At 61.3% G+C, this 19,910-nt stretch carries 18 protein-coding genes; 11 read left to right on the forward strand and 7 right to left on the reverse strand.

Annotated features, from left to right (window positions below; all coding sequences use genetic code 11):
• The first annotated feature begins 61 nt into the window (after nucleotides 1-61).
• The gene (locus tag TU79_RS01675; protein ID WP_057006406.1) at nucleotides 62-517 is read left to right on the forward strand and encodes a YaiI/YqxD family protein; all 456 of its coding nucleotides are present in this window, start codon (nucleotides 62-64) and stop codon (nucleotides 515-517) included.
• Between the two features lie 3 nt (nucleotides 518-520).
• Here TU79_RS01675 and elbB read toward each other — a convergent pair whose 3' ends face one another.
• Together elbB and TU79_RS01685 are read right to left on the reverse strand one after the other, a co-directional pair.
• Nucleotides 521-1,186, reverse strand: coding sequence for an isoprenoid biosynthesis glyoxalase ElbB (gene elbB, locus TU79_RS01680; RefSeq protein WP_057006407.1), 666 nt, complete (start codon nucleotides 1,184-1,186; stop codon nucleotides 521-523).
• A gap of 103 nt (nucleotides 1,187-1,289) precedes the next feature.
• Nucleotides 1,290-1,931 carry a DedA family protein gene (locus tag TU79_RS01685; RefSeq protein ID WP_057006408.1) on the reverse strand — a complete coding sequence of 214 codons (642 nt, stop codon included), beginning with the start codon at nucleotides 1,929-1,931 and terminating at the stop codon, nucleotides 1,290-1,292.
• Between the two features lie 206 nt (nucleotides 1,932-2,137).
• Between TU79_RS01685 and hemB the strand changes: the two genes are divergently transcribed.
• Nucleotides 2,138-3,151: a porphobilinogen synthase gene (hemB, locus tag TU79_RS01690; protein WP_057006409.1), complete on the forward strand. Its 1,014-nt coding sequence runs from the start codon at nucleotides 2,138-2,140 to the stop codon at nucleotides 3,149-3,151.
• Between the two features lie 18 nt (nucleotides 3,152-3,169).
• Nucleotides 3,170-5,392 carry a polyphosphate kinase 1 gene (ppk1, locus tag TU79_RS01695; protein ID WP_057006410.1) on the forward strand — a complete coding sequence of 741 codons (2,223 nt, stop codon included), beginning with the start codon at nucleotides 3,170-3,172 and terminating at the stop codon, nucleotides 5,390-5,392.
• 126 nt (nucleotides 5,393-5,518) lie between these two features.
• Here the strand turns inward: ppk1 and ppx are convergent, their stop codons facing one another.
• Nucleotides 5,519-7,021 (reverse strand): exopolyphosphatase, encoded by a 1,503-nt coding sequence (ppx, locus tag TU79_RS01700; protein WP_057006411.1) that lies wholly within the window; start codon nucleotides 7,019-7,021, stop codon nucleotides 5,519-5,521.
• A gap of 482 nt (nucleotides 7,022-7,503) precedes the next feature.
• On the opposite strand from ppx, the gene TU79_RS01705 reads away from it, so the two are divergent.
• From TU79_RS01705 to TU79_RS01720, 4 genes are all read left to right on the forward strand, one after another.
• Nucleotides 7,504-8,151, forward strand: a complete 648-nt coding sequence (locus TU79_RS01705) for a DUF1120 domain-containing protein (RefSeq protein WP_057006412.1) — start codon at nucleotides 7,504-7,506, stop codon at nucleotides 8,149-8,151.
• Nucleotides 8,152-8,283: 132 nt separating this feature from the next.
• Nucleotides 8,284-8,970, forward strand: coding sequence for a fimbria/pilus chaperone family protein (locus tag TU79_RS01710; RefSeq protein WP_211263078.1), 687 nt, complete (start codon nucleotides 8,284-8,286; stop codon nucleotides 8,968-8,970).
• Between the two features lie 7 nt (nucleotides 8,971-8,977).
• Complete coding sequence (locus tag TU79_RS01715; protein WP_057006414.1) at nucleotides 8,978-11,479, forward strand: fimbria/pilus outer membrane usher protein; 2,502 nt, start codon at nucleotides 8,978-8,980, stop codon at nucleotides 11,477-11,479.
• On the forward strand, nucleotides 11,469-12,020 hold the full coding sequence (locus tag TU79_RS01720) for a DUF1120 domain-containing protein (protein ID WP_057006415.1): 552 nt from the start codon (nucleotides 11,469-11,471) through the stop codon (nucleotides 12,018-12,020). The genes TU79_RS01715 and TU79_RS01720 overlap by 11 nt, the downstream gene beginning before the upstream one ends.
• Here TU79_RS01720 and TU79_RS01725 read toward each other — a convergent pair.
• The 4 genes from TU79_RS01725 to TU79_RS01740 are packed head-to-tail and all read right to left on the reverse strand — an operon-like array spanning nucleotide 11,992 to nucleotide 14,834.
• Nucleotides 11,992-12,729: an amino acid ABC transporter ATP-binding protein gene (locus tag TU79_RS01725; protein ID WP_057006416.1), complete on the reverse strand. Its 738-nt coding sequence runs from the start codon at nucleotides 12,727-12,729 to the stop codon at nucleotides 11,992-11,994. The genes TU79_RS01720 and TU79_RS01725 overlap by 29 nt on opposite strands.
• Entirely contained in the window at nucleotides 12,716-13,366 is a 651-nt protein-coding gene (locus tag TU79_RS01730) for an amino acid ABC transporter permease (protein WP_057006417.1), read from the reverse strand. The genes TU79_RS01725 and TU79_RS01730 overlap by 14 nt, the downstream gene beginning before the upstream one ends.
• Nucleotides 13,363-14,031 carry an amino acid ABC transporter permease gene (locus TU79_RS01735; protein ID WP_003234839.1) on the reverse strand — a complete coding sequence of 223 codons (669 nt, stop codon included), beginning with the start codon at nucleotides 14,029-14,031 and terminating at the stop codon, nucleotides 13,363-13,365. The genes TU79_RS01730 and TU79_RS01735 overlap by 4 nt, the downstream gene beginning before the upstream one ends.
• Nucleotides 14,032-14,048: 17 nt before the next feature.
• Entirely contained in the window at nucleotides 14,049-14,834 is a 786-nt protein-coding gene (locus TU79_RS01740; protein ID WP_057006418.1) for a transporter substrate-binding domain-containing protein, read from the reverse strand.
• Between the two features lie 265 nt (nucleotides 14,835-15,099).
• On the opposite strand from TU79_RS01740, the gene TU79_RS01745 reads away from it, so the two are divergent.
• The 4 genes from TU79_RS01745 to TU79_RS01760 all read left to right on the forward strand — a co-directional run bounded on the left by TU79_RS01745 (nucleotide 15,100) and on the right by TU79_RS01760 (nucleotide 19,869).
• Nucleotides 15,100-15,795, forward strand: a complete 696-nt coding sequence (locus tag TU79_RS01745; RefSeq protein WP_057006419.1) for a FadR/GntR family transcriptional regulator — start codon at nucleotides 15,100-15,102, stop codon at nucleotides 15,793-15,795.
• 119 nt (nucleotides 15,796-15,914) lie between these two features.
• Entirely contained in the window at nucleotides 15,915-16,244 is a 330-nt protein-coding gene (trxA, locus tag TU79_RS01750; RefSeq protein ID WP_003234832.1) for a thioredoxin TrxA, read from the forward strand.
• Nucleotides 16,245-16,478: 234 nt separating this feature from the next.
• Nucleotides 16,479-17,738: a transcription termination factor Rho gene (rho, locus tag TU79_RS01755; RefSeq protein ID WP_003176825.1), complete on the forward strand. Its 1,260-nt coding sequence runs from the start codon at nucleotides 16,479-16,481 to the stop codon at nucleotides 17,736-17,738.
• Between the two features lie 148 nt (nucleotides 17,739-17,886).
• Nucleotides 17,887-19,869 carry an acyltransferase family protein gene (locus TU79_RS01760; RefSeq protein ID WP_057006420.1) on the forward strand — a complete coding sequence of 661 codons (1,983 nt, stop codon included), beginning with the start codon at nucleotides 17,887-17,889 and terminating at the stop codon, nucleotides 19,867-19,869.
• Nucleotides 19,870-19,910: the final 41 nt, after the last annotated feature.

Consider the following 19,910-nt stretch of genomic DNA (forward strand, 5'->3'; position numbering starts at 1 on the left):
CGTTATTTTGTGTTTGATAAGAGGGGGCTTGCTCCCACAATTGCATGTGTGGAGATGCTGTATGCGCGTATGGATCGATGCCGACGCCTGTCCTCGGGCAGCCAAGGATCAGGTGGTAAAGTTCGCCCTCAAGCGCCAGTTCGACGTGGTCCTGGTGGCCGGGCAGAGTCAGATCAAGCCAGGCTTTGCCTGCGTGAAGCTGATCGTGGTGCCCAGCGGGCCGGACGCGGCGGATGACTACCTGGTGGAACACGCCGCGCCCGGCGAGTTGGTGATTTGCAGTGACGTGCCTCTGGCCGACCGCCTGGTGAAAAAGGGTGTCACCGCCCTTGACCCGCGTGGCAAGGAATTCAGCCCGGCCAACATGAGCGAACGGCTGGCGGTGCGCAACCTGTTCACCGACCTGCGCGAACAAGGCCAAATGGGCGGCGGACCACCGCCCCATGGCGAGAAGGACAGACAGGCGTTCGCCAACTCACTGGACCGTATCCTGACCAAACTGATGCGTCAGTCCTGACCGTCAGTCGTGCTCGTGGGTCAGTTCCAGCACGCGATCCACCAGCTTGTTGATGCCCGAGGCCACTTCACTGATGTTCTTGCCCAGCATATAGGCAGGTGTACTCACCAGCTTGCGCGCGTTGTCCTCGACGATATCTTCCACCGCGCATTCCTGGTGCGTGGCGCCCATCTTGTCGAGGGCGGCGGCGGTGTCGGCGCAGTTGCCGATGGTGCAGGTCACGCCCGGGCCATAGATCTTCGCGGCCAGGGCTGGCGAGATGCAGATCAGGCCTACTGGCTTGCCGGCTTCGGCAAAGTCTTCGGCCAGTGCCAGTACCTGTGGGTTGACGCTGCAGGCGGCGCCTTCCAGGGCGAAATTCGACAGGTTCTTCGCCGCGCCAAACCCGCCCGGCACGATCAGCGCGTCAAAGTCGGCGGCGCTGGCTTCAGCAATGTCCTTGACCTCACCACGGGCGATGCGCGCCGACTCCACCAGCACATTGCGCGACTCGGGCATCTCTTCGCCCGTGAGGTGATTGATCACGTGCAACTGCGCCATATCCGGAGCAAAGCATTGGACCTGAGCGCCGCGCTGATCCAGGCGCAGCAGGGTGATCACGCTTTCCTGGATTTCTGCGCCGTCGTACACGCCACAGCCGGAAAGGATCACTGCAATTTTTTTGCTCATGGGCATTTCTCCTGGTTGATGGCGCTGGATGGCGATCGACGGGTAACCAGCCGCCTCGCCCCGAGCGCTTTCTAGATGGATCGCAGCGGCGGCGGGGTGTTCATTATTTGCGGTCGGTTTGCTCGACAGGCGTTTCGACTGACGCGGGTTCGGCCGCCTCTCGGGCCTTGGCCTGGGCGCATTCTTCGCGGGCGATACGCGCATTCTTGAAGCGGCGTCGCAGCCACAGCACAACGCCCAGCAGAAGCAGGGCGCCGAGTACCCACAGCTCGTATTTCTTCACGCTGCCCAGCATGCCTTCGAGCACGGCACCGAAGTGATAGGCCGCAGCGCCCAGCGCGGCAGCCCAGATCGCAGCGCCAATGCCATTGAGGACCAGATAGCGCAGCGGCGGGTACCCCGACAGGCCGATTGCCACGGGCATCACCGTGCGCAATCCGTAGACGAAGCGGAAGCTCAGCACCCAGATATCCGGGTGCTTGCGGATGTGCTCCAGGGCCTTGTCGCCCATCAACTGCCAGCGCGGCTTGCGCGCCAGCAATTTGCGGCCGTGCTTGCGGCCCATGTAATACCAAAGCTGGTCGCCGGCGTAGCTGCCGAAAAAGGCCACCACCACCACCAGTTTGATGTCCATGTATTCACGGAACGCCAGGAAGCCTGCGAGTACCAGAATGGTCTCACCTTCGAAGAACGTGCCGAGGAAGAGGGCAAAGTAGCCGAAGTCATGCAGAAATTGTTGAAGCATGGTCTGGGTGCTGGCGAAATGAACGCGCAGCCTACGCCTTCACGAAGATTCATGAAAGTATCGAGATGTGTCACGAAGTGAACAATTCTTACGCGAATGACGAATGTGCCCACAGGTTGCGTCGATAAGCACAACTGTCATTCCTTCGTCATAATGGCCGCTTATAACTGCAACGCTCGCCCGTGACACGGGCTCAGGAGTCTGTCGTGAGCTTTACCCCTGCCAATCGCCTGTTTCCCGCCACTCGTCTGCGCCGCAATCGTCGTGATGATTTTTCTCGCCGCCTGGTGCGTGAACATGTGCTGACGACGAATGACCTGATCCTGCCGGTGTTTGTGCTCGACGGTGAAAACCGCCGGGAAGCGGTGGCGTCGATGCCGGGTGTGGAGCGCCTGACCATCGACCTGCTGCTTGAAGAAGCGGTGCAGTGGGTTGAGATGGGGATCCCGGCGCTGGCGCTGTTTCCCGTCACGCCGCCTGAACTCAAGTCCCTGGATGCCGCCGAAGCCTGGAACCCGCAAGGCATTGCGCAGCGCGCCACCCGCGCCCTGCGTGAGCGCTTCCCGCAATTGGGTATCATCACTGACGTGGCGCTTGATCCGTTCACCACCCATGGTCAGGACGGCATTCTGGATCAGGACGGTTATGTCGAGAACGACATCACCGTCGATGCGCTGGTCAAACAGGCCTTGTCCCACGCCGCAGCAGGTGCCCAGGTGGTGGCACCGTCGGACATGATGGACGGTCGCATCCAGGCGATCCGCGAAGCTCTGGAGCTGGCCGGCCACGTCAATGTGCGGATCATGGCCTACTCGGCCAAATACGCCAGCGCCTATTACGGCCCGTTCCGCGATGCGGTGGGCTCGGCGCTGAACCTGGGCAAGGCCGACAAGGCCTCGTACCAGATGGACCCGGCCAACAGCCACGAGGCCCTGCACGAAGTGGCGGCCGACCTCGCTGAAGGTGCCGACATGGTGATGGTCAAGCCCGGTATGCCGTACCTGGACATCCTTTACCGGGTCAAACAGGAATTCAAGGTGCCGACCTTTGTCTATCAGGTCAGCGGCGAATACGCCATGCACATGGCGGCGATACAGAATGGATGGTTGAGTGAAGGGGTAATCCTGGAATCCCTGACTGCCTTTAAACGCGCCGGGGCCGATGGCATCCTGACCTATTTTGCCGCCCGCGCAGCCCAATTGCTTAGAGAGCAACAATAGCCCTCACAGGAACACGCGATGAATACCGAAGGACTTACCGAAGTTGCCGTAAAAGACGCTCACCCGGTGGTTGAACAAGTCGCCGAGACCCCGCCGGAGTTCGAGCCGGCCCCGCCTGTCGTGGTCGCCGATGCGCCTGCGCCGGCCCCGGTGGCCGCGGTGACCAACCTGGATGACAGCAGCCTGTACATCCATCGCGAGCTGTCACAGCTGCAATTCAACATCCGCGTGCTGGAGCAGGCGCTGGATGAGTCCTACCCGTTGCTGGAGCGGCTCAAGTTCCTGCTGATCTTCTCCAGCAACCTGGACGAGTTTTTCGAGATCCGCGTGGCCGGCCTCAAGAAGCAGATCACCTTCGCCCGTGAACAGGCCGGCGCCGATGGCCTGCAGCCGCATCAGGCGCTGGCGCGCATCAGCGAGCTGGTGCACGGTCATGTAGACCGCCAGTACGCGATCCTCAACGACATCCTGCTGCCGGAGCTGGAGAAGCATCAGGTTCGCTTCATCCGTCGTCGTCACTGGACCACCAAGATCAAGACCTGGGTGCGTCGTTATTTCCGCGACGAAATTTCGCCGATCATCACCCCCATCGGCCTCGACCCGACGCACCCGTTCCCGTTGCTGGTGAACAAGAGCCTCAACTTCATCGTCGAGCTGGAAGGCATCGATGCGTTCGGCCGCGACTCGGGCCTGGCGATCATTCCGGCGCCGCGCCTGTTGCCACGCATCATCAAGGTACCGGAAGAGGTGGGGGGCGCTGGCGACAATTATGTATTCCTGTCGTCGATGATCCACGCGCACGCCGATGACCTGTTCCAGGGCATGAAGGTCAAGGGCTGCTACCAGTTCCGCCTGACCCGTAACGCCGACCTGGCGCTGGATTCCGAAGACGTCGAAGACCTGGCCCGCGCTCTGCGTGGCGAGCTGTTTTCGCGCCGCTACGGTGACGCCGTGCGCCTGGAAGTGGCCGACACCTGCCCCAAACACCTGTCGGACTACCTGCTCAAGCAGTTCAACCTCGCCGAGTCCGAGTTGTACCAGGTCAATGGCCCGGTCAACCTCACGCGGCTGTTCAGCATTACCGGCCTGGACAGTCACCCGGAGCTGCAATACACGCCGTTCACCCCGCAGATCCCCAAGCTGCTGCAAAACAGCGAGAACATTTTCAGCGTGGTGAGCAAGCAGGACATTCTGCTGCTGCACCCGTTCGAGTCGTTCACGCCGGTGGTCGACCTGTTGCGTCAGGCCGCCAAGGACCCGCATGTGCTCGCTGTGCGCCAGACCCTTTACCGTTCCGGCGCCAACTCGGAAATCGTCGACGCGCTGGTCGACGCCGCGCGCAACGGCAAGGAAGTCACTGCGGTGATCGAGCTGCGCGCGCGCTTTGACGAAGAGTCCAACCTGCAACTGGCCAGCCGCCTGCAAGCGGCCGGCGCGGTGGTGATCTATGGCGTGGTCGGCTTCAAGACCCACGCCAAGATGATGCTGATCCTGCGTCGCGAGGCCGGTGAGATCGTGCGTTACGCGCACCTGGGCACCGGCAACTATCACGCCGGCAACGCCAAGCTCTACACCGACTACAGCCTGCTGACCTCCGACGATGCCTTGTGTGAAGACGTCGGCAAGTTGTTCAGCCAGTTGATCGGCATGGGCAAGACCCTGCGCATGAAGAAGCTGCTGCACGCGCCGTTCACGCTCAAGAAGGGCATGCTCGACATGATTGCCCGCGAGACCCAGTTTGCCCTCGACGGCAAGCCGGCGCACATCATTGCCAAGTTCAACTCGCTGACCGATCCGAAGATCATTCGCGCGCTGTACAAGGCCAGCCAGTCCGGCGTGCGCATCGACCTGGTGGTACGCGGCATGTGCTGCCTGCGCCCGGGCATCGTCGGGGTGTCACACAACATCCACGTGCGCTCGATCATCGGCCGCTTCCTGGAGCACACGCGGGTGTTCTACTTCCTCAACGGCGGTGAAGAACAGATGTTCCTCTCCAGCGCCGACTGGATGGAGCGCAACCTCGACAAGCGCGTGGAGACCTGCTTCCCGGTAGAGGGCAAGAAACTGATCATGCGGGTCAAGAAGGAGCTGGAAAGTTATCTCACCGATAACACCCACAGCTGGAGCCTGCAGTCGGACGGCCGTTACGTGCGCAACACGCCAACCGGCAACCAGAACCCGCGCAGCGCGCAGGCGACGTTGCTGGAGCGGTTGGGCAGCCCGATTCTGACGGTGAACTAACAGGCAATAAGGTCCGAAAATGTGGGAGGGGCTTGCCCCCGATTGCAGTGTGTCAGTCAACAGATTCATTGGCTGATCCACCGCTATCGGGGGCAAGCCCCTCCCACATTTGTTTTGTGATGTGCCTTAGCGCAGGTTCAGGCTGAACCCCACCCGCGTCAACCACTCGGCTTCCTGGGCGAAGTCCGCCTGGGTCAGTTGGTTCTCGTCCAGCCAGCCTTTGGGGAACACCACGTCCAGGCTGTCGCCGTTGGCGCGCAGGGTGACCTGGGGCATTTCCTGGGTGCCACGGATGTGGTGGAACAGGATCGCAAAGCGCAGCAGCGCGCACAGGCGGATCAGCTTGATGCCGTCGTCGCCGAACTCGGCGAACTTGTCCTTGGGAATGTTACGGCGATGGCCGCGCACCAGCAGCGCGAGCATTTGCTGGTCTTCCCGGGAGAAGCCGGCGAGGTCCGAGTGCTCGATCAGGTAGGCGCCGTGCTTGTGGTAATGGTAGTGGGCGATGTCCAGGCCCACTTCATGCACCTTGGCGGCCCAGCCCAGCAGCTCGCGCCAGACGCCGTCTTCCAGGTCCCAGTCGGCCGCCACTTGGTCGAACGCATGCAGCGCCTTGCGCTCCACGCGGGCGGCCTGTTCCTGGTCGACGTGATAACGCTCCATCAACGACGTGAGGGTGCGCTCGCGCACGTCTTCGTGGTGATGGCGGCCCAGCAGGTCGTACAGCACGCCTTCACGCAGGGCGCCGTCGCAGTGGTCCATGCGTTGCAGCTCGAGGGCGTCGAAGATCGCTTCGAGAATCGCCAGGCCGGCCGGAAAAATGGCGCGGCGGTCGGGCTTGATGCCGTCGAAGTCGATTTTCTCGATATCGCCCAGCTTGAACAACTTGCGCTTGAGCCACGCCAAGCCTTCGGCATTCACTTCGCCGGTGCCATGGCCGCCAGCCTTCAGGGCCAGGCCAATGGCGCGGATGGTGCCGGAGGAGCCAATGGCCTCATCCCAGGTGAGGCGGTGCAGGGCATGCTCGATGCTCATGATCTCCAGCCGCGCGGCGGTGTAGGCCTGGGCATAGCGCGCCGGGGTGATCTTGCCGTCCTTGAAATAACGCTGGGTGTAGCTGACGCAACCCATCTGCAGGCTTTCACGCAGCAGTGGCTCGAATCGCTGGCCGATGATGAACTCGGTACTGCCGCCACCGATGTCCGCCACCAGGCGCTTGCCGGGTGTGTCCGCGAGGGTATGGGACACGCCGAGGTAGATCAGGCGCGCTTCTTCACGGCCGGAGATGACCTCCACAGGATGCCCGAGGATTTCTTCGGCGCGGCGGATGAATTCGCCACGGTTGCGCGCTTCACGCAGGGCATTGGTGCCGACGATGCGCACCGCGCCCAGGGGCATGCCATTGATCAGTTGGGCAAAGCGCTTGAGGCAATCGAGCCCGCGCTGCATGGATTCTTCGTTGAGCTGGCGCGCGTCGTCGATGCCGGCCGCCAGCTGCACTTTTTCGCCGAGCCGCTCAAGGATGCGGATCTCACCGTTCTGGGCCTTGGCCACGACCATGTGAAAGCTATTGGAGCCCAGGTCTATGGCGGCGATCAGGGACAGATTCTTGGCTTGGGATTGCGGCATGGTTTGGGGGTCTCGGTCGATAACCTTGCCATCGTGCCACGATCGACCGCTGGCGCCAACGCGTTGTGCCTCAGTAATTTCCCCAAGGCTGTCTGTGGGGATTTTTCGTGGCATATGTAGGAGTCTTTGGGAGCGTTGGGTAGGAAGAGGCTGCCAACACGGTAAGGGGGTTTCAACCGTGTCGTGGCGTCCAGTCATCTCGGACTACTCTCACGGTAGAGGGGCGAAAGTTTCAGTCGTTCTGTTATTCCGTACTACGTCACTTGAGAAGCCGAGCAGCCACTTATCTTCCGCTCTCCCACAAGTACGGATGGTTTGTCTGATTCTCTAACGAAGCGCCGAACCGCCAGACTGTCACCCGGCAATTCTGCCTGGGTGTTATTTATTTATTGTTTTAATGTCCTGGAAGATAAAGCGTTGAGCGATGGAGTCGCCGAAACACGAATAAAGAGCGCCTGATAACTTTAAGTGACAGGACAAACATGAAAAATATTGTTGGATTGATCCTCGCTACCGTATGTCTGACCGGGGCCATCAGTGCCCAGGCAACCACCAGTGCCCAACTGGTCGTCAGGGGCACCATCACCCCCGCCGCCTGCAACCTGAGTCTGGCTGGCAGCGGCATTATCGACTACGGCACCATTCGCTCCGGCGAGCTTTCCCAGGCAGCGTTCAATCCGCGCGAGGAGCGCAGTACCTCGCTGGTGGTCAATTGTGGGGCCACGCCGGCCAGGTTCGGGATTTCCTTTACCGACCTGCAAGCCGGCAGCAAGGTGGCAGGTATCCTCGGTAGCGGGTTCAGCGAAGCGCAGAATTTTGGCCTGGGTGCCGTGGGCGGGCGGCGAACGGGTGGCTATTCGATCACTCTGCGGGACCTGCGCACTTCCGGTATTGCGTTGTATCCCATCATGCGCAGCGGCGCCGGGGCGTGGCAGTCCAGCGATGGCAAAGTTGCTCAATCGCCAAACCAGTATTCGTGGCGCAACGCCACGATTCTCGCACCTGCTTCGATCAACCAATTGAGCGGCACCATTGCGATCAAGGCCGTGATCAATAGAGCCCAGAACCTGGACCTGAGTCGCGACATTTCCATTGATGGCCGCGCCACGCTTGTATTGAGTTACATCTAAATAACTGAAAGGCAGTCAATAAAAAATCAATCTGTTATTGGCTGCTTTTCCGTGGGCGCTTGACGGTCAATGATCAACTTTATCGGTTGTGGGGAATAGTGAGTGCTTAGGCTTCCATTAATAAGAAATGCGCTGTTGTGCTGTGCCAGTGTTTGTCTTTTTTTTACCGCTGTTGCCACGGCGGACGGCATGCTCCCGGAAACGACCGTGGTAGTGCTTTATGAAGAAGAGGGCGAAGCCACCATCACGATCAAGAACACCGATGCTGGCGCTGCACTGTTGCATTCGGTCATCGAAAATGTACCCGAGGATTCTGAACCGCTACTGATCGTCACGCCGCCCATTGCGCGGTTAGAGGCAGGCGACACGCAACTGGTGCGTTTTATCGGCACCCTCAAGGTTCCACTCAAGACGCAACGGCTCAAGCGAGTGTCCTTTGAGGGCATTCCCCAGGCGCGAGACGCGGGCGCCGCAACCATCGGTATCACCCTTCGACAGAATTTACCGCTGATCCTGCATCCTCAAGGCCTTCCTCGGCACCACGCGCCCTGGGAGCTGCTGACGTGGAAGCGGGTGGGGGAGCGTCTGACGGTTCACAACGACAGCGCCTACGTGGTACGCCTCGCGCCGGATTTACAGTTGCTGCCACAGGGCGTCGCGGCGGCCTTGCCACGCAGCTATATCCTGCCGGGTGAGGCGCTGACGGCGAAGGTCGAAGGCGCCTTGGGCAACGTGGCACAGGTGCAGATCCAGCCGGCCACGGTCTATGGCTTTTCGGTAGAACACTACCGGGCGCCGATCAATGCCAATGGGGGTTGATCGACCTATGAAACGGACGTCGCCTTACCGCATTGCGACATCGGTCTGGCCGCGTGGGTCATCACTGTTCATCGGCTTCGCGACGCTGTGCAGTTTGCCTGGCGCGGCGTCGGCGCTGCAGCTCGGTGAGGGGTTCGATCTCGCGGCATTGACGGCTCACGGTATTGATCCCAGGGTCTCCGACTACTTTCGCAGCGCGGCGCGCTTTCGCGAAGGCGTCCAGGTGGTGGGCCTGCGCGTGAATGGAAACCCGCTGGGACTGGTGGATGCGCGGTTCGACCAGGAGGGTCGACTGTGTTTCACCAGTGGGTTGCTTCAAAAAGCCGGTCTGGTAAAACCCGAGGCGATTATCCTCGAAGGCGCCACGCCGGAGCAGGCGTGTCATGACTTCCTCGGCGCGTTCCCGACCACAATGGTGAGGCTGCGCCCCGGCACGGATGAGGTGGCGCTGGTGGTACCGACCCAATCCTTGCGTGAGCCCGAGTGGGCAGCCGGGCATTTTTCCAAGGGCGGCGTCGCGGCCTTGTTCAACTATGACGTGCTGGGGTTTGACAGCCGCTCGCGCAATGGGCCCAGCCGGTTCGTGTCGGCCTATACCGAGGCCGGTTTCAACCTGGACGACTGGATTGTGCGCAGCCGCCAGTTCTACGTCTCCGACAACGGCAAAGCCCGCATCGAGCATCTGTTCGCCTTTGCCCAGCGCGATATCGCCACGCTGCAATCGACTTTTCAGGTGGGCCAGATCTCCAGCAACAATCCGCTGTTCGGCGGCATCCAGTTGTCCGGGCTGCAGTTTTCACCGGACGGCCAGTCGCGCACGCCAGCTGGCAGCAACAATGCGGTCGTCGAGGGCCTGGCCCATAGCCAGTCGAGGATTGAAGTGCGCCAGTCGGGCGTGTTGATCCATGCCACGCTTGTGCCGGAAGGCCCCTTCCGGCTGACGGGGCTGCCGTTGCTCAATGGCATCAGTGACCTTGAGGTCAGCGTGATCGACGTGCGGGGTGCGAGACGCAATTTCGTCGTGCCGGCGGCTTCGTTCGCCGGGGCTGTCCCGGTGGCGTCCGGTTACTACTTTTCGGCTGGCAAACTGCGCAAGGGGCCGGGTGAAAAGGGGCCGACACCGGTCGTCGCAATGGGCAGCGGCACCTGGGGGCTGGGGCGCGACTCGTCTGCCGGCTTTGGCCTGTTGGGTACCGATGACTATTGGGCGGCGGGGGGCACCCTGAGCAGTATATTTTTCCAGCGAGTATCGTTGGTGGGTCGTCAAAACTTGTCCCGTGACAGCAAAAATGCAGTCTCAGGCGGACGCAGCAGCGTCACTGTCAGCAGCCCACTGTTCGCCACGATTGACGTCAACGTCAGTGCAACCACTCAAACCCGTGGCTATCGAGAAGTCATTGAGGCGGGCCGCTCGTTCGGGGCGGGAGAGCTGGAGTCGCGCTTCAAGAATCAATACACCGCAGGCATGAGCTGGGCCGATCCCGAGCTGGGGGCGTTCTCTGCGGGCTATACCCGCAGCGCCCAGTTTGACGGGCGAGCGAGCGAGCATGTGTTTGCCTCGTGGAACAAGTCGTTCAGCCATGCCGACGTCGTGCTGGTTGCGGACTCGCAAGTCGGCGGGACGCGAAGCGACCGGGATGCCACATCTGCCCGCAGCGGGAGGGACAGGTCGCTGAACAATGACCTTTCCGTAAGGCTGCAGATCAGCGTGCCCCTGGGCGGTGATCGCCGTGTGAGCAGTTACGCCAGTCGTCGCGGGGATCAGTTCACTGCGGGCTCCGCGTTCAGCGAAAGGGTGAACGAATACGTGAATTATGAGGTGGGTGTCGAGCGCGATATCAATGCTCGCGAGCAATCGGTTCGCGGGCAGGTGGACCTGTTGCCGCGCTATACCCGCGTCGGTCTGGGTATCAGCCGAGACCCGCAGGGCACCCGTTATACCGGGCAGTTGCAAGGCGGCGTGGTGGCTCACGCCAATGGACTGACCTTCTCGCCCTATGCCGTGCAGGACACATTCGGAATCGTTTCGGTCGGCGACATTGGCGCTGCCAAAGTCGAGACCCCACAAGGGCCGGTATGGACCGACTTCAGCGGGCAAGCAGTGATTGCGGGCTTGCCGGCCTACACCAACAGTCGAGTCGAGGTGCGGACCCCGTCGCTGCCCAAGCGCGTCGACTTGAAGAACGGCACACAGGTACTGGCTGCCGGGCGTGGTTCCTTCAATGCGGTGAAGTTCGACGTGGTCAAAGTACGTCGCCTGTTGATCACCGCGACTGACCAGCACGGACGGCCACTGCCGCAGGGTGCTTCGGTATTCGGCAAGGACAATCGATTCCTGACCAGCGTGGTGGGTGAGGGCATGGTTTTCCTCAATGACGTCAGTGAGTCGCAAAGCCTGCACGTTTCGATGCCGGATGCATCCTCCTGTCTGTTACGCGTCAACCCCGGGGCCAAGCCTGATAATGAGAAATTCTATGAAACTGCGTCGGCGGTATGCCATGGCCGTTAAGCGTCAGAGCCTGGCACTCGCGTTGCTTTGCACAGCGCTGGCAGCGCCAGGCGCGTGGGCCGAAAACTGCCGGGTGTCGCTGAGCCGGTCAAGCATCGACTACGGTGCGATTCGCCGGGAAGCACTCGCTGAGAGTCACCAGAGACTGCTCGCTACTCGCTCGTTGCACCTGGATGTCGTGTGCACCGAACCTGCGTCAATGGGCTTGCGCTTTATCGGCGTCGCGGCCGATGGGCAGGGGTTCAGGTTTGGTCGCCAGGGCCGTTATCGCCTGACCCTCAGACAGGCCCGGTTGGATGGGCATGCGGTGGGGTGGATGGCGGCGCACTTGCCCGGCGAGCCTGCCGGCGGACAACTGATGCCCGGCCAGACGTTGATGGCACGGGTTGCCGGCATGCCGATGATCGGTCGCCGCTTGACCGCCCAAGTCGATATTCATGCCGATCTGCCCGCCGACGCCCTGGACGTGCGCAGCGAAACTCGCCTGGAGGGCGAGGGAAGTTTCGAGCTGATCAGCTCGGTTGCTCCACTGAGCCGATGAAGTTGGCAAGCTCGGGCGTTTGCGGGTTGGCGAACAACACCTTCGGATCGCCCACTTCATGCACCTTGCCCTGGTGCATGAATACCAGCTTGTCGCCCACTTCCCGGGCGAAGCGCATTTCGTGGGTCACCATGATCAGCGTCATGCCGTCCCTGGCCAGTTGACGTACCACGCTGAGCACTTCGTTGACCAGCTCCGGGTCCAGCGCCGAGGTGATTTCGTCGCACAGCAGCACCTTGGGCGACATGGCCAGTGCGCGGGCAATCGCGACGCGTTGCTGCTGGCCGCCGGACAGGCGATCGGGGAAGGCGTCGAATTTCTCGCCGAGGCCCACGCGCTCCAGCATCTGCCTGGCGAGCTGCGCAGCTTTGGCCTTGGGCACTTTCTGCACCACCTGGGGCGCGAGCATCACATTTTCGCCAACGGTGAGGTGCGGGAACAGGTTGAACTGCTGGAACACCATGCCGACTTTCTGCCGCAGGCTGCGCAGGTCGGCGCGTGCCGCATCGATGTATTCGCCATCGACTTCGATCACACCGTCATTGATCGACTCCAGGCCGTTGAGGGTACGCAGCAGGGTGGATTTACCCGAGCCACTGCGGCCGATGATCGCCACCACCTGGCCTTCTTCAACGGTCAGGTCGATGCCCTTGAGGACGTGGTGATCGCCGTAATACTTATGCAGGGCGGAAATTCTAAGCAGAGGCATGCAGTCTCCTTTCCAGGTAGCGCGCACTGAGGGACAAGGGGTAGCAGAGCAGGAAGTAACCAAGGGCCACCAGGCCATAGACCATAAAGGGTTCGAAGGTGGCGTTGGCGAGCATGCCGCCGGTCTTGGTCAGTTCGGTGAAACCGATGATCGAGGTCACGGCGGTGCCTTTGACCACCTGCACCGAGAACCCCACGGTGGGTGCCACGGCAATGCGCAGCGCCTGGGGCAGGATCACGTGGCGCAGTTGCTCAAGCGGGTTGAGCGCCAGGCTGGCCGAGGCTTCCCACTGCCCTGGGGCAATGGAATCGACGCAGCCGCGCCAGATTTCGGCCAGGTAGGCGCTGGTAAACAGGGTCAAGGCAATCGCGGCAGCGAGCCAGGGCGAGATATCCACGCCGAGCAGGGCCACGCCGAAAAACACCAGGAACAGCTGCATCAGCAGTGGCGTGCCCTGGAACAGTTCGATGTAGCCGCGCGCCACGTTGCGTGCAAAGGCCTTGCGGCTGATGCGCATCGTCATCACCAGCAGGCCGATCACGCCGCCGCCGACGAACGCCACCAGCGACAGCAGCAGCGTCCATTGCAGGCCGGTGAGCAGGTTGCGCACGATGTCCCAGAACGAAAAATCACTCATTGGGCGTTCCTCATCACAAAGCGGCGCCCGATCCAGTTGAGCAACTGACGAATCATCAGCGCCATGCACAGGTACACCAGGGTGGTCAGGGCATAGGTTTCAAACGCGCGGAAATTGCGCGACTGGATGAAGTTGGCGGCAAAGCTGAGTTCTTCGGTGGCGATCTGCGAACACACCGCCGAACCGAGCATCACGATGATGATCTGGCTGCTCAACGCCGGCCACACCTTGCCCAGCGCGGGCAGCAGCACCACGTGGCGGAACGCTTCGAAGCGCGTCATCGCCAGCGCTGCCGCCGCTTCCAGTTGCCCACGGGGGATGGCCTGGATGCCGGCGCGAATGATCTCGGTGGAGTAGGCCCCCAGGTTGATCACCATCGCCAGCACGGCGGCCTGCCACTCGGTGATTTTCAGCCCCAGGGACGGCAAACCGAAGAAGATGAAGAACAACTGCACCAGAAACGGCGTGTTGCGGATCAACTCGACATAGACGCCGAAGCACCAGGCGAATGGCTGGATCTTCCAGGCGCGCACCACCGCGCCGACGATGCCCAAGGCCACCCCCAGGATCGCGCCGATGGCCGTCAGCTCAAGGGTGAACAGCGCGCCGCGCAACAGCAGGTCGGTATTGGCCAGCACCGGCACGAAGTCAAATTGATACGCCATAACTCAGCTCCGTGGTATCAGAGGTCGGCAGGCAATGGCTCTTTAAGCCATTGCAGTGCGTTCTTTTCCAGGCTGCCATCGGCCTTGGCCGCCGTCAGGATCTGGTTGACCTTCTCCAGCAGAGCTGGCTCGTTCTTGTTCACGCCCACGTACACCGGCGAATCCTTGAGTTTCACCTTCAGCGCCGGCACGCGCTTGGGGTTGCGTTCGCTGATTGCCACCATCACCACGTTGCCGCTGGCGATCAGATCGACCTGGCCGGCGAGGTAGGCGGCGATGGTCGAGTTGTTGTCTTCGAAGCGCTTGATGGTCGCTTCCTTGGGTGCAACGGCGCTCAGCTCGATGTCTTCGATGGCGCCACGGGTGACGCTGATGGTCTTGCCCTTGAGGTCGTCGGTGGTGCTGATGGCGGCGTCAGGCGGGCCGAATACGGCCAGGTAGAACGGCGCGTAGGCCCGGGAGAAGTCGATGACCTTCTCGCGCTCGGGGTTCTTGCCCAGGCTGGAGATCACCAGGTCCACCTTGCCGGTGGTGAGGAACGGGATGCGGTTGGTGCTGTTGACCGGCGTCAGCTCCAGTTTGACCTTGAGCTGGTCGGCCAGCAGCTTGGCGGTGTCGATGTCCAGGCCGCGTGGCTTCATGTCGGGGCCGACCGAGCCGAACGGCGGGAAGTCCTGCGGTACGGCGACCTTGAGGGTGCCACGGGCGACGATATCGTCCAGACCGTTGGCCTGGGCGGGCGCCTGGCTCAGCATCAGGCTGGCAAACAGGGCAGTGAGCAGGGCGCTGCAGCGCTTGGTCATGGCAACTCTCCGGGAAGGGCGAAGGAATTTTCTGAATTTGACTGCTGTGCGTGATTGCACAGCCCATGCCAGCCTTCCCTGAATCGTCTGTGGGGCCGGGATTTGCTGAGTTTGGGTGGTCTTACTGGTCTGAACAGTTTGCAGGCTTTTCGCACCTTTTTCGGGCGTCGCTGAAACCGCGCGAGCCCCTTTGGGGCGTGGCTTGCCGACGGCCCGGAATAGCTTTACAACTAGCTGCTCAGTTGACTGGAACCTTGAGTTTTTTATGCATGCCATCGCCCAAGCCGTACCGGAAGCGGCCCTGCAGGCCATCCGCAAACTGATCAAGGAGCAAGGCTTTTGCGCGGGCGATGCACTGCCGTCCCAGCGTGACCTCGCGTTGCAGTTGGGGGTGAGCCGTGCGTCGTTGCGCGAGGCGTTGTCGTCACTGAGTGCCTTGGGTGTGGTCAGCGTGCAGCCGGGCAAAGGCGTGTTCGTCCAAGGGGCGCAGGAGTCGCCCGCATTTGCCTGGCCGTTTGCGGCGCAGGCCACGCCGCTGGATATCTTCCAACTGCGCTATGCCCTTGAAGGGTTCGCCGCCGGGTTGGCGGCGATGACGTTGACCCTCGATGAGCTTGACGGCCTGGAAGATAACGTCGAGGCAATGCGCAAGGTCCTCAGGGCCGGCGATTTCGAGGCGGCGGCAAGGCTGGACTTCGACTTTCACCAGCGCATCCTGCTCGCCAGCGGTAACCAGGCAATGGTGAGCATCCTCAGCACCAGCGCCGACGTGTTCCTGGAAAGTCAGAAGCTACCGTTCATCCGGCCGGAAAGGGCCATGGAGACCTGGCAGGAACACCGCAGGATCCTGCGCGCCCTGGCCCGGCGGGCGAGCGCGGCGGCGCAGAAAGCCATGCAGGAACACGTACGCAATGCAGCGTTGCGCACCGGGATTGCCTTCGTGACCCCCGTCTCGCCTTGAGGGGCTCATACCCAAACTCATGCGCCGCCATAGCAACACTCAATCAGAGGCGACTTCCTGAACGGGGGAAGGGCGGCTATGATGGGCGACGTTTTTTTGCTTACAACCTGGAGACTTCCATGAGCAGCGATCTTATCAAACACGTTAGCGACGCTAGCTTCGAAGCTGATGTACTCAAGGCCACCGGCCCTGTACTGGTTGATTACTGGGCAGAGTGGTGCGGGCCTTGCAAAATGATCGCCCCGGTCCTGGACGACATTGCAACCACGTATGCAGGCAAGCTGACCATTGCCAAGCTGAACATCGACGAGAACCAGGAAACCCCTGCCAAGCACGGCGTGCGTGGTATCCCTACGTTGATGCTGTTCAAGAACGGCAACGTCGAGGCCACCAAGGTAGGCGCGCTGTCGAAGTCCCAGTTGCAAGCTTTCCTCGACGCCAACATCTAAGCGTCGTCAAAAAAGCCCCGTAAATCACGGGGCTTTTTCGTAAAACAGGGCTGGACGCTCCGAAATTCAGGTGGTACATTCGCCCCCGCACTGGTTTCTCCACTGCCCCCTGCAAGCCGTCGCCGACGCATTCCTTTTCGATTAGTACGCGATCCTGTCGCTTTCTCCGCGGCGCGGCCTCATTAAGCCAAAAGCTTAATTTCCCCCCTCCATAAATGATTACGTCATTCCTATATGAATCTGACTGAACTCAAGCAAAAGCCGATTACCGACCTGCTCCAACTGGCCGAAGAAATGGGCATAGAAAATATGGCCCGTTCGCGCAAGCAGGACGTGATTTTCTCCCTGCTCAAAAAGCACGCAAAAAGCGGCGAGGAAATCTCCGGTGATGGCGTGCTGGAGATTCTCCAGGACGGCTTCGGCTTCCTCCGCTCTGCAGACGCGTCCTATCTCGCCGGCCCGGACGATATCTACGTCTCGCCGAGCCAGATCCGTCGCTTCAACTTGCGCACCGGCGACACCATCGTCGGCAAGATTCGCCCTCCGAAGGAAGGCGAGCGCTATTTCGCCCTGCTCAAGGTCGACACGATCAACTTCGATCGTCCCGAGAACGCGAAAAACAAGATTCTCTTCGAGAACCTGACCCCGCTGTTCCCGACCGTGCGCATGAAGATGGAAGCCGGTAACGGTTCCACCGAAGACTTGACCGGTCGCGTGATCGACCTGTGTGCGCCAATCGGCAAGGGCCAGCGCGGCCTGATCGTCGCACCGCCGAAAGCCGGTAAAACGATCATGCTGCAGAACATTGCCGCGAACATCGCGCGCAACAACCCGGAAGTTCACCTGATCGTATTGCTGATCGATGAGCGTCCGGAAGAAGTAACCGAAATGCAGCGCACCGTGCGCGGCGAAGTGGTTGCCTCGACGTTCGACGAGCCGCCAACCCGCCACGTGCAGGTTGCCGAGATGGTGATCGAAAAGGCCAAGCGCCTGGTCGAGCACAAGAAGGACGTGGTGATTTTGCTCGACTCCATCACCCGTCTGGCGCGTGCCTACAACACCGTGATCCCGAGCTCCGGCAAGGTACTGACGGGTGGTGTCGACGCCCACGCCCTGGAGAAACCGAAACGTTTCTTCGGCGCCGCGCGCAACATCGAAGAAGGCGGTTCGCTGACCATCATCGCCACCGCGCTGGTTGAAACCGGTTCGAAGATGGATGAAGTGATCTACGAAGAGTTCAAGGGTACCGGCAACATGGAACTGCCCCTGGACCGTCGTATCGCTGAAAAGCGTGTGTTCCCGGCGATCAACATCAACCGTTCCGGCACCCGCCGCGAAGAGTTGCTGACCGCCGACGACGAACTGCAGCGCATGTGGATTCTGCGCAAGTTGCTGCACCCGATGGACGAAGTCGCTGCCATCGAGTTCCTGATCGACAAGCTGAAAACCACCAAGACCAACGACGAGTTCTTCTTGTCGATGAAGCGTAAATAACACTTCAGGTCCGTGAGAATGGCGCCCTTTGGGGCGCCATTTTTTTGTGTCACAAATGAGCGGTTCGCGGCATCCGTGTCAGTTAAGACACAAAAAAACACGAGTGCGTCTACGCTCATCCCCATTCGTATCTGGCTGACATTGATTTATGACTGTTCTTGCTTACCGAAGAGACATTGATGGCCTGCGTGCTGTCGCGGTTCTGGCTGTTGTGTTGTTTCACTTTGGCGTGCCGGGCGTTACCGGCGGCTTTGTTGGCGTTGATGTGTTCTTCGTGATTTCGGGTTTCCTGATCACCTCGATCATCTGGCGCGAACGCCAGGCCGGGCGCTTCAGTTTTGTGGAGTTCTGGGCGCGGCGTGCCCGGCGCATTCTGCCAGCGCTCTTCGTGATGATCGTGGCGACGCTGGTGGCGGGCTGGTTCCTGCTGGCGCCCAAAGACTATGAGGAGCTGGGGCGGGCGGCGCACTATCAGGTGATCTTCACCTCCAACCTGCTGTTTGCGCGCCAGCATGGCTATTTCGAGGCGGCGTCCGACATCAAGCCGCTGCTGCATACCTGGTCGCTGGCGGTCGAAGAACAGTTCTATATCCTCTTTCCCTTGCTGCTGACCCTGCTTTCAAGCCGCTTGAAGCACTGGCGCCTGGCCCTGTTCGGCGTGTTGCTGGTGTCGTTCGGCATGAGCGTCTGGGCGGTGGAGCACGAACCGCAAAAAGCCTTCTTCCTGTTGCATTTGCGCGCCTGGGAATTGCTCGCCGGCGCCATGCTGGCGGTGCTGCCCGCGCGTGAGTGGCGCGCCTCACCGGCCCTGGCCCAGTGGGTCAGCCTGGGGGCGATGGGGTTGATCCTGATTGCCGTATTCGGCTTCGATTCACAGACAGCCTTCCCCGGCACCGCCGCGCTGCTGCCGGTACTCGGCGTGGTCGGACTGATCTGGGCCAATGGGCAGCAATACACCTGGGTGGGGCGTCTGCTGAGCTCAAGGGTGATGGTGGGCCTGGGGCTTATCTCGTACTCCTGGTACCTCTGGCACTGGCCGGTATTCGTGTACGCCAACTACGCGGCGGTCGATGGCTTGAGCGCCACGGAGTTGGGCGCTCTGATGCTGCTGAGCCTGGTGTTGGGTTATCTGTCCTGGCGCTTTGTGGAGACGCCTTTCAGGGAAAAGCGGGTGCTGGCGACGCGCAAGGCGATTCTCGTCGCGGCAGCGGTCGGCATCCTGTCCATCGGCCTTACGGGCGTGGCGTTGCGCAAGGCTGATGGCGTGCCTTCGCGCTTGTCCGAGCAGGCGCTGCGGTATGCCCAGGCGAAGAAGTGGAGCCCCGAATTGATGGCCTGCATGGCAGACAAGGACACGCCGGATGAGCGGCTGTTCTGTCATTTTGGTCCGAAAAATCCGGCAGTGTCTGCGTTGGTGTGGGGCGACAGCCATGCCACCGCGTTGATCCCGGCGCTCGAAATCGGCGCAAAGAAGCACGACATCAGCCTGATGGAGGCCAGTTTTGCCGGCTGCGTGCCGCTGGACGGCCTGGAAAACATTGCTCGCTGCGCGCATTTCAATCGCCGCGTCGAGAAAGCCATGAGCGAACAGCCGATCAGCGATGTGGTGCTGGCCGCCCGTTGGAGCCTGTATCTGTACGGGCAGATGTCGGGTGACAAGGAGCACGCGCTCAAGGACCCGAGCACCGGCCAGTACGTACGCGCGGTGGCCGAACAACGCTTCGCCGACGGCATGCGCGCGCGCATCAAGGGCCTGCGAGCGGCGGGGCACCGTGTGTGGCTGGTCAAGGAAGTGCCGCTGCAGGAAATCATCGTGCCGTACCGCCTCAGCCGCCTGGCCATGATGCACCGGCCGGTGGACCGTGAAGGACTGCCGATCGCCAAGCACCTGGCGCGCGAGGCATTCATCTCCAACCTGTTCGACGAATTGGCCGCCGCCGACAGCGGTGTAAGGGTGCTGGACCCGGCGCCCCAGCTGTGTGGCGCCGACGGCCTGTGCCGGGTAGAACTCAATGGGCGCGCGCTGTACACCGACGATAATCACCTGTCCGACGTGGGCGCGCGGCACATCGAGGCGTTCCTGGAGCCCTTGTTCAGTTCGCTCCAATCACGGGGGCTGACGGCCAATTAAGCTGCCAGCCGTCCTCAGAGCAGGTAGGATGTAAGCCTATT

The organism is Pseudomonas trivialis, assembly GCF_001439805.1.
Classification (GTDB): domain Bacteria; phylum Pseudomonadota; class Gammaproteobacteria; order Pseudomonadales; family Pseudomonadaceae; genus Aquipseudomonas; species Aquipseudomonas trivialis.

What these genes read in the sequence shown, in the direction of transcription:
- TU79_RS01675 (WP_057006406.1), top strand. Translation starts at nt 62, where the DNA reads ATGCGCGTATGGATCGATGCCGACGCCTGTCCTCGGGCAGCCAAGGAT.
- elbB (WP_057006407.1), bottom strand. Translation starts at nt 1,186, where the DNA reads ATGAGCAAAAAAATTGCAGTGATCCTTTCCGGCTGTGGCGTGTACGAC.
- TU79_RS01685 (WP_057006408.1), bottom strand. Translation starts at nt 1,931, where the DNA reads ATGCTTCAACAATTTCTGCATGACTTCGGCTACTTTGCCCTCTTCCTC.
- ppk1 (WP_057006410.1), top strand. Translation starts at nt 3,170, where the DNA reads ATGAATACCGAAGGACTTACCGAAGTTGCCGTAAAAGACGCTCACCCG.
- ppx (WP_057006411.1), bottom strand. Translation starts at nt 7,021, where the DNA reads ATGCCGCAATCCCAAGCCAAGAATCTGTCCCTGATCGCCGCCATAGAC.
- TU79_RS01705 (WP_057006412.1), top strand. Translation starts at nt 7,504, where the DNA reads ATGAAAAATATTGTTGGATTGATCCTCGCTACCGTATGTCTGACCGGG.
- TU79_RS01715 (WP_057006414.1), top strand. Translation starts at nt 8,978, where the DNA reads ATGAAACGGACGTCGCCTTACCGCATTGCGACATCGGTCTGGCCGCGT.
- TU79_RS01720 (WP_057006415.1), top strand. Translation starts at nt 11,469, where the DNA reads ATGGCCGTTAAGCGTCAGAGCCTGGCACTCGCGTTGCTTTGCACAGCG.
- TU79_RS01725 (WP_057006416.1), bottom strand. Translation starts at nt 12,729, where the DNA reads ATGCCTCTGCTTAGAATTTCCGCCCTGCATAAGTATTACGGCGATCAC.
- TU79_RS01730 (WP_057006417.1), bottom strand. Translation starts at nt 13,366, where the DNA reads ATGAGTGATTTTTCGTTCTGGGACATCGTGCGCAACCTGCTCACCGGC.
- TU79_RS01735 (WP_003234839.1), bottom strand. Translation starts at nt 14,031, where the DNA reads ATGGCGTATCAATTTGACTTCGTGCCGGTGCTGGCCAATACCGACCTG.
- TU79_RS01740 (WP_057006418.1), bottom strand. Translation starts at nt 14,834, where the DNA reads ATGACCAAGCGCTGCAGCGCCCTGCTCACTGCCCTGTTTGCCAGCCTG.
- TU79_RS01745 (WP_057006419.1), top strand. Translation starts at nt 15,100, where the DNA reads ATGCATGCCATCGCCCAAGCCGTACCGGAAGCGGCCCTGCAGGCCATC.
- trxA (WP_003234832.1), top strand. Translation starts at nt 15,915, where the DNA reads ATGAGCAGCGATCTTATCAAACACGTTAGCGACGCTAGCTTCGAAGCT.
- rho (WP_003176825.1), top strand. Translation starts at nt 16,479, where the DNA reads ATGAATCTGACTGAACTCAAGCAAAAGCCGATTACCGACCTGCTCCAA.
- TU79_RS01760 (WP_057006420.1), top strand. Translation starts at nt 17,887, where the DNA reads ATGACTGTTCTTGCTTACCGAAGAGACATTGATGGCCTGCGTGCTGTC.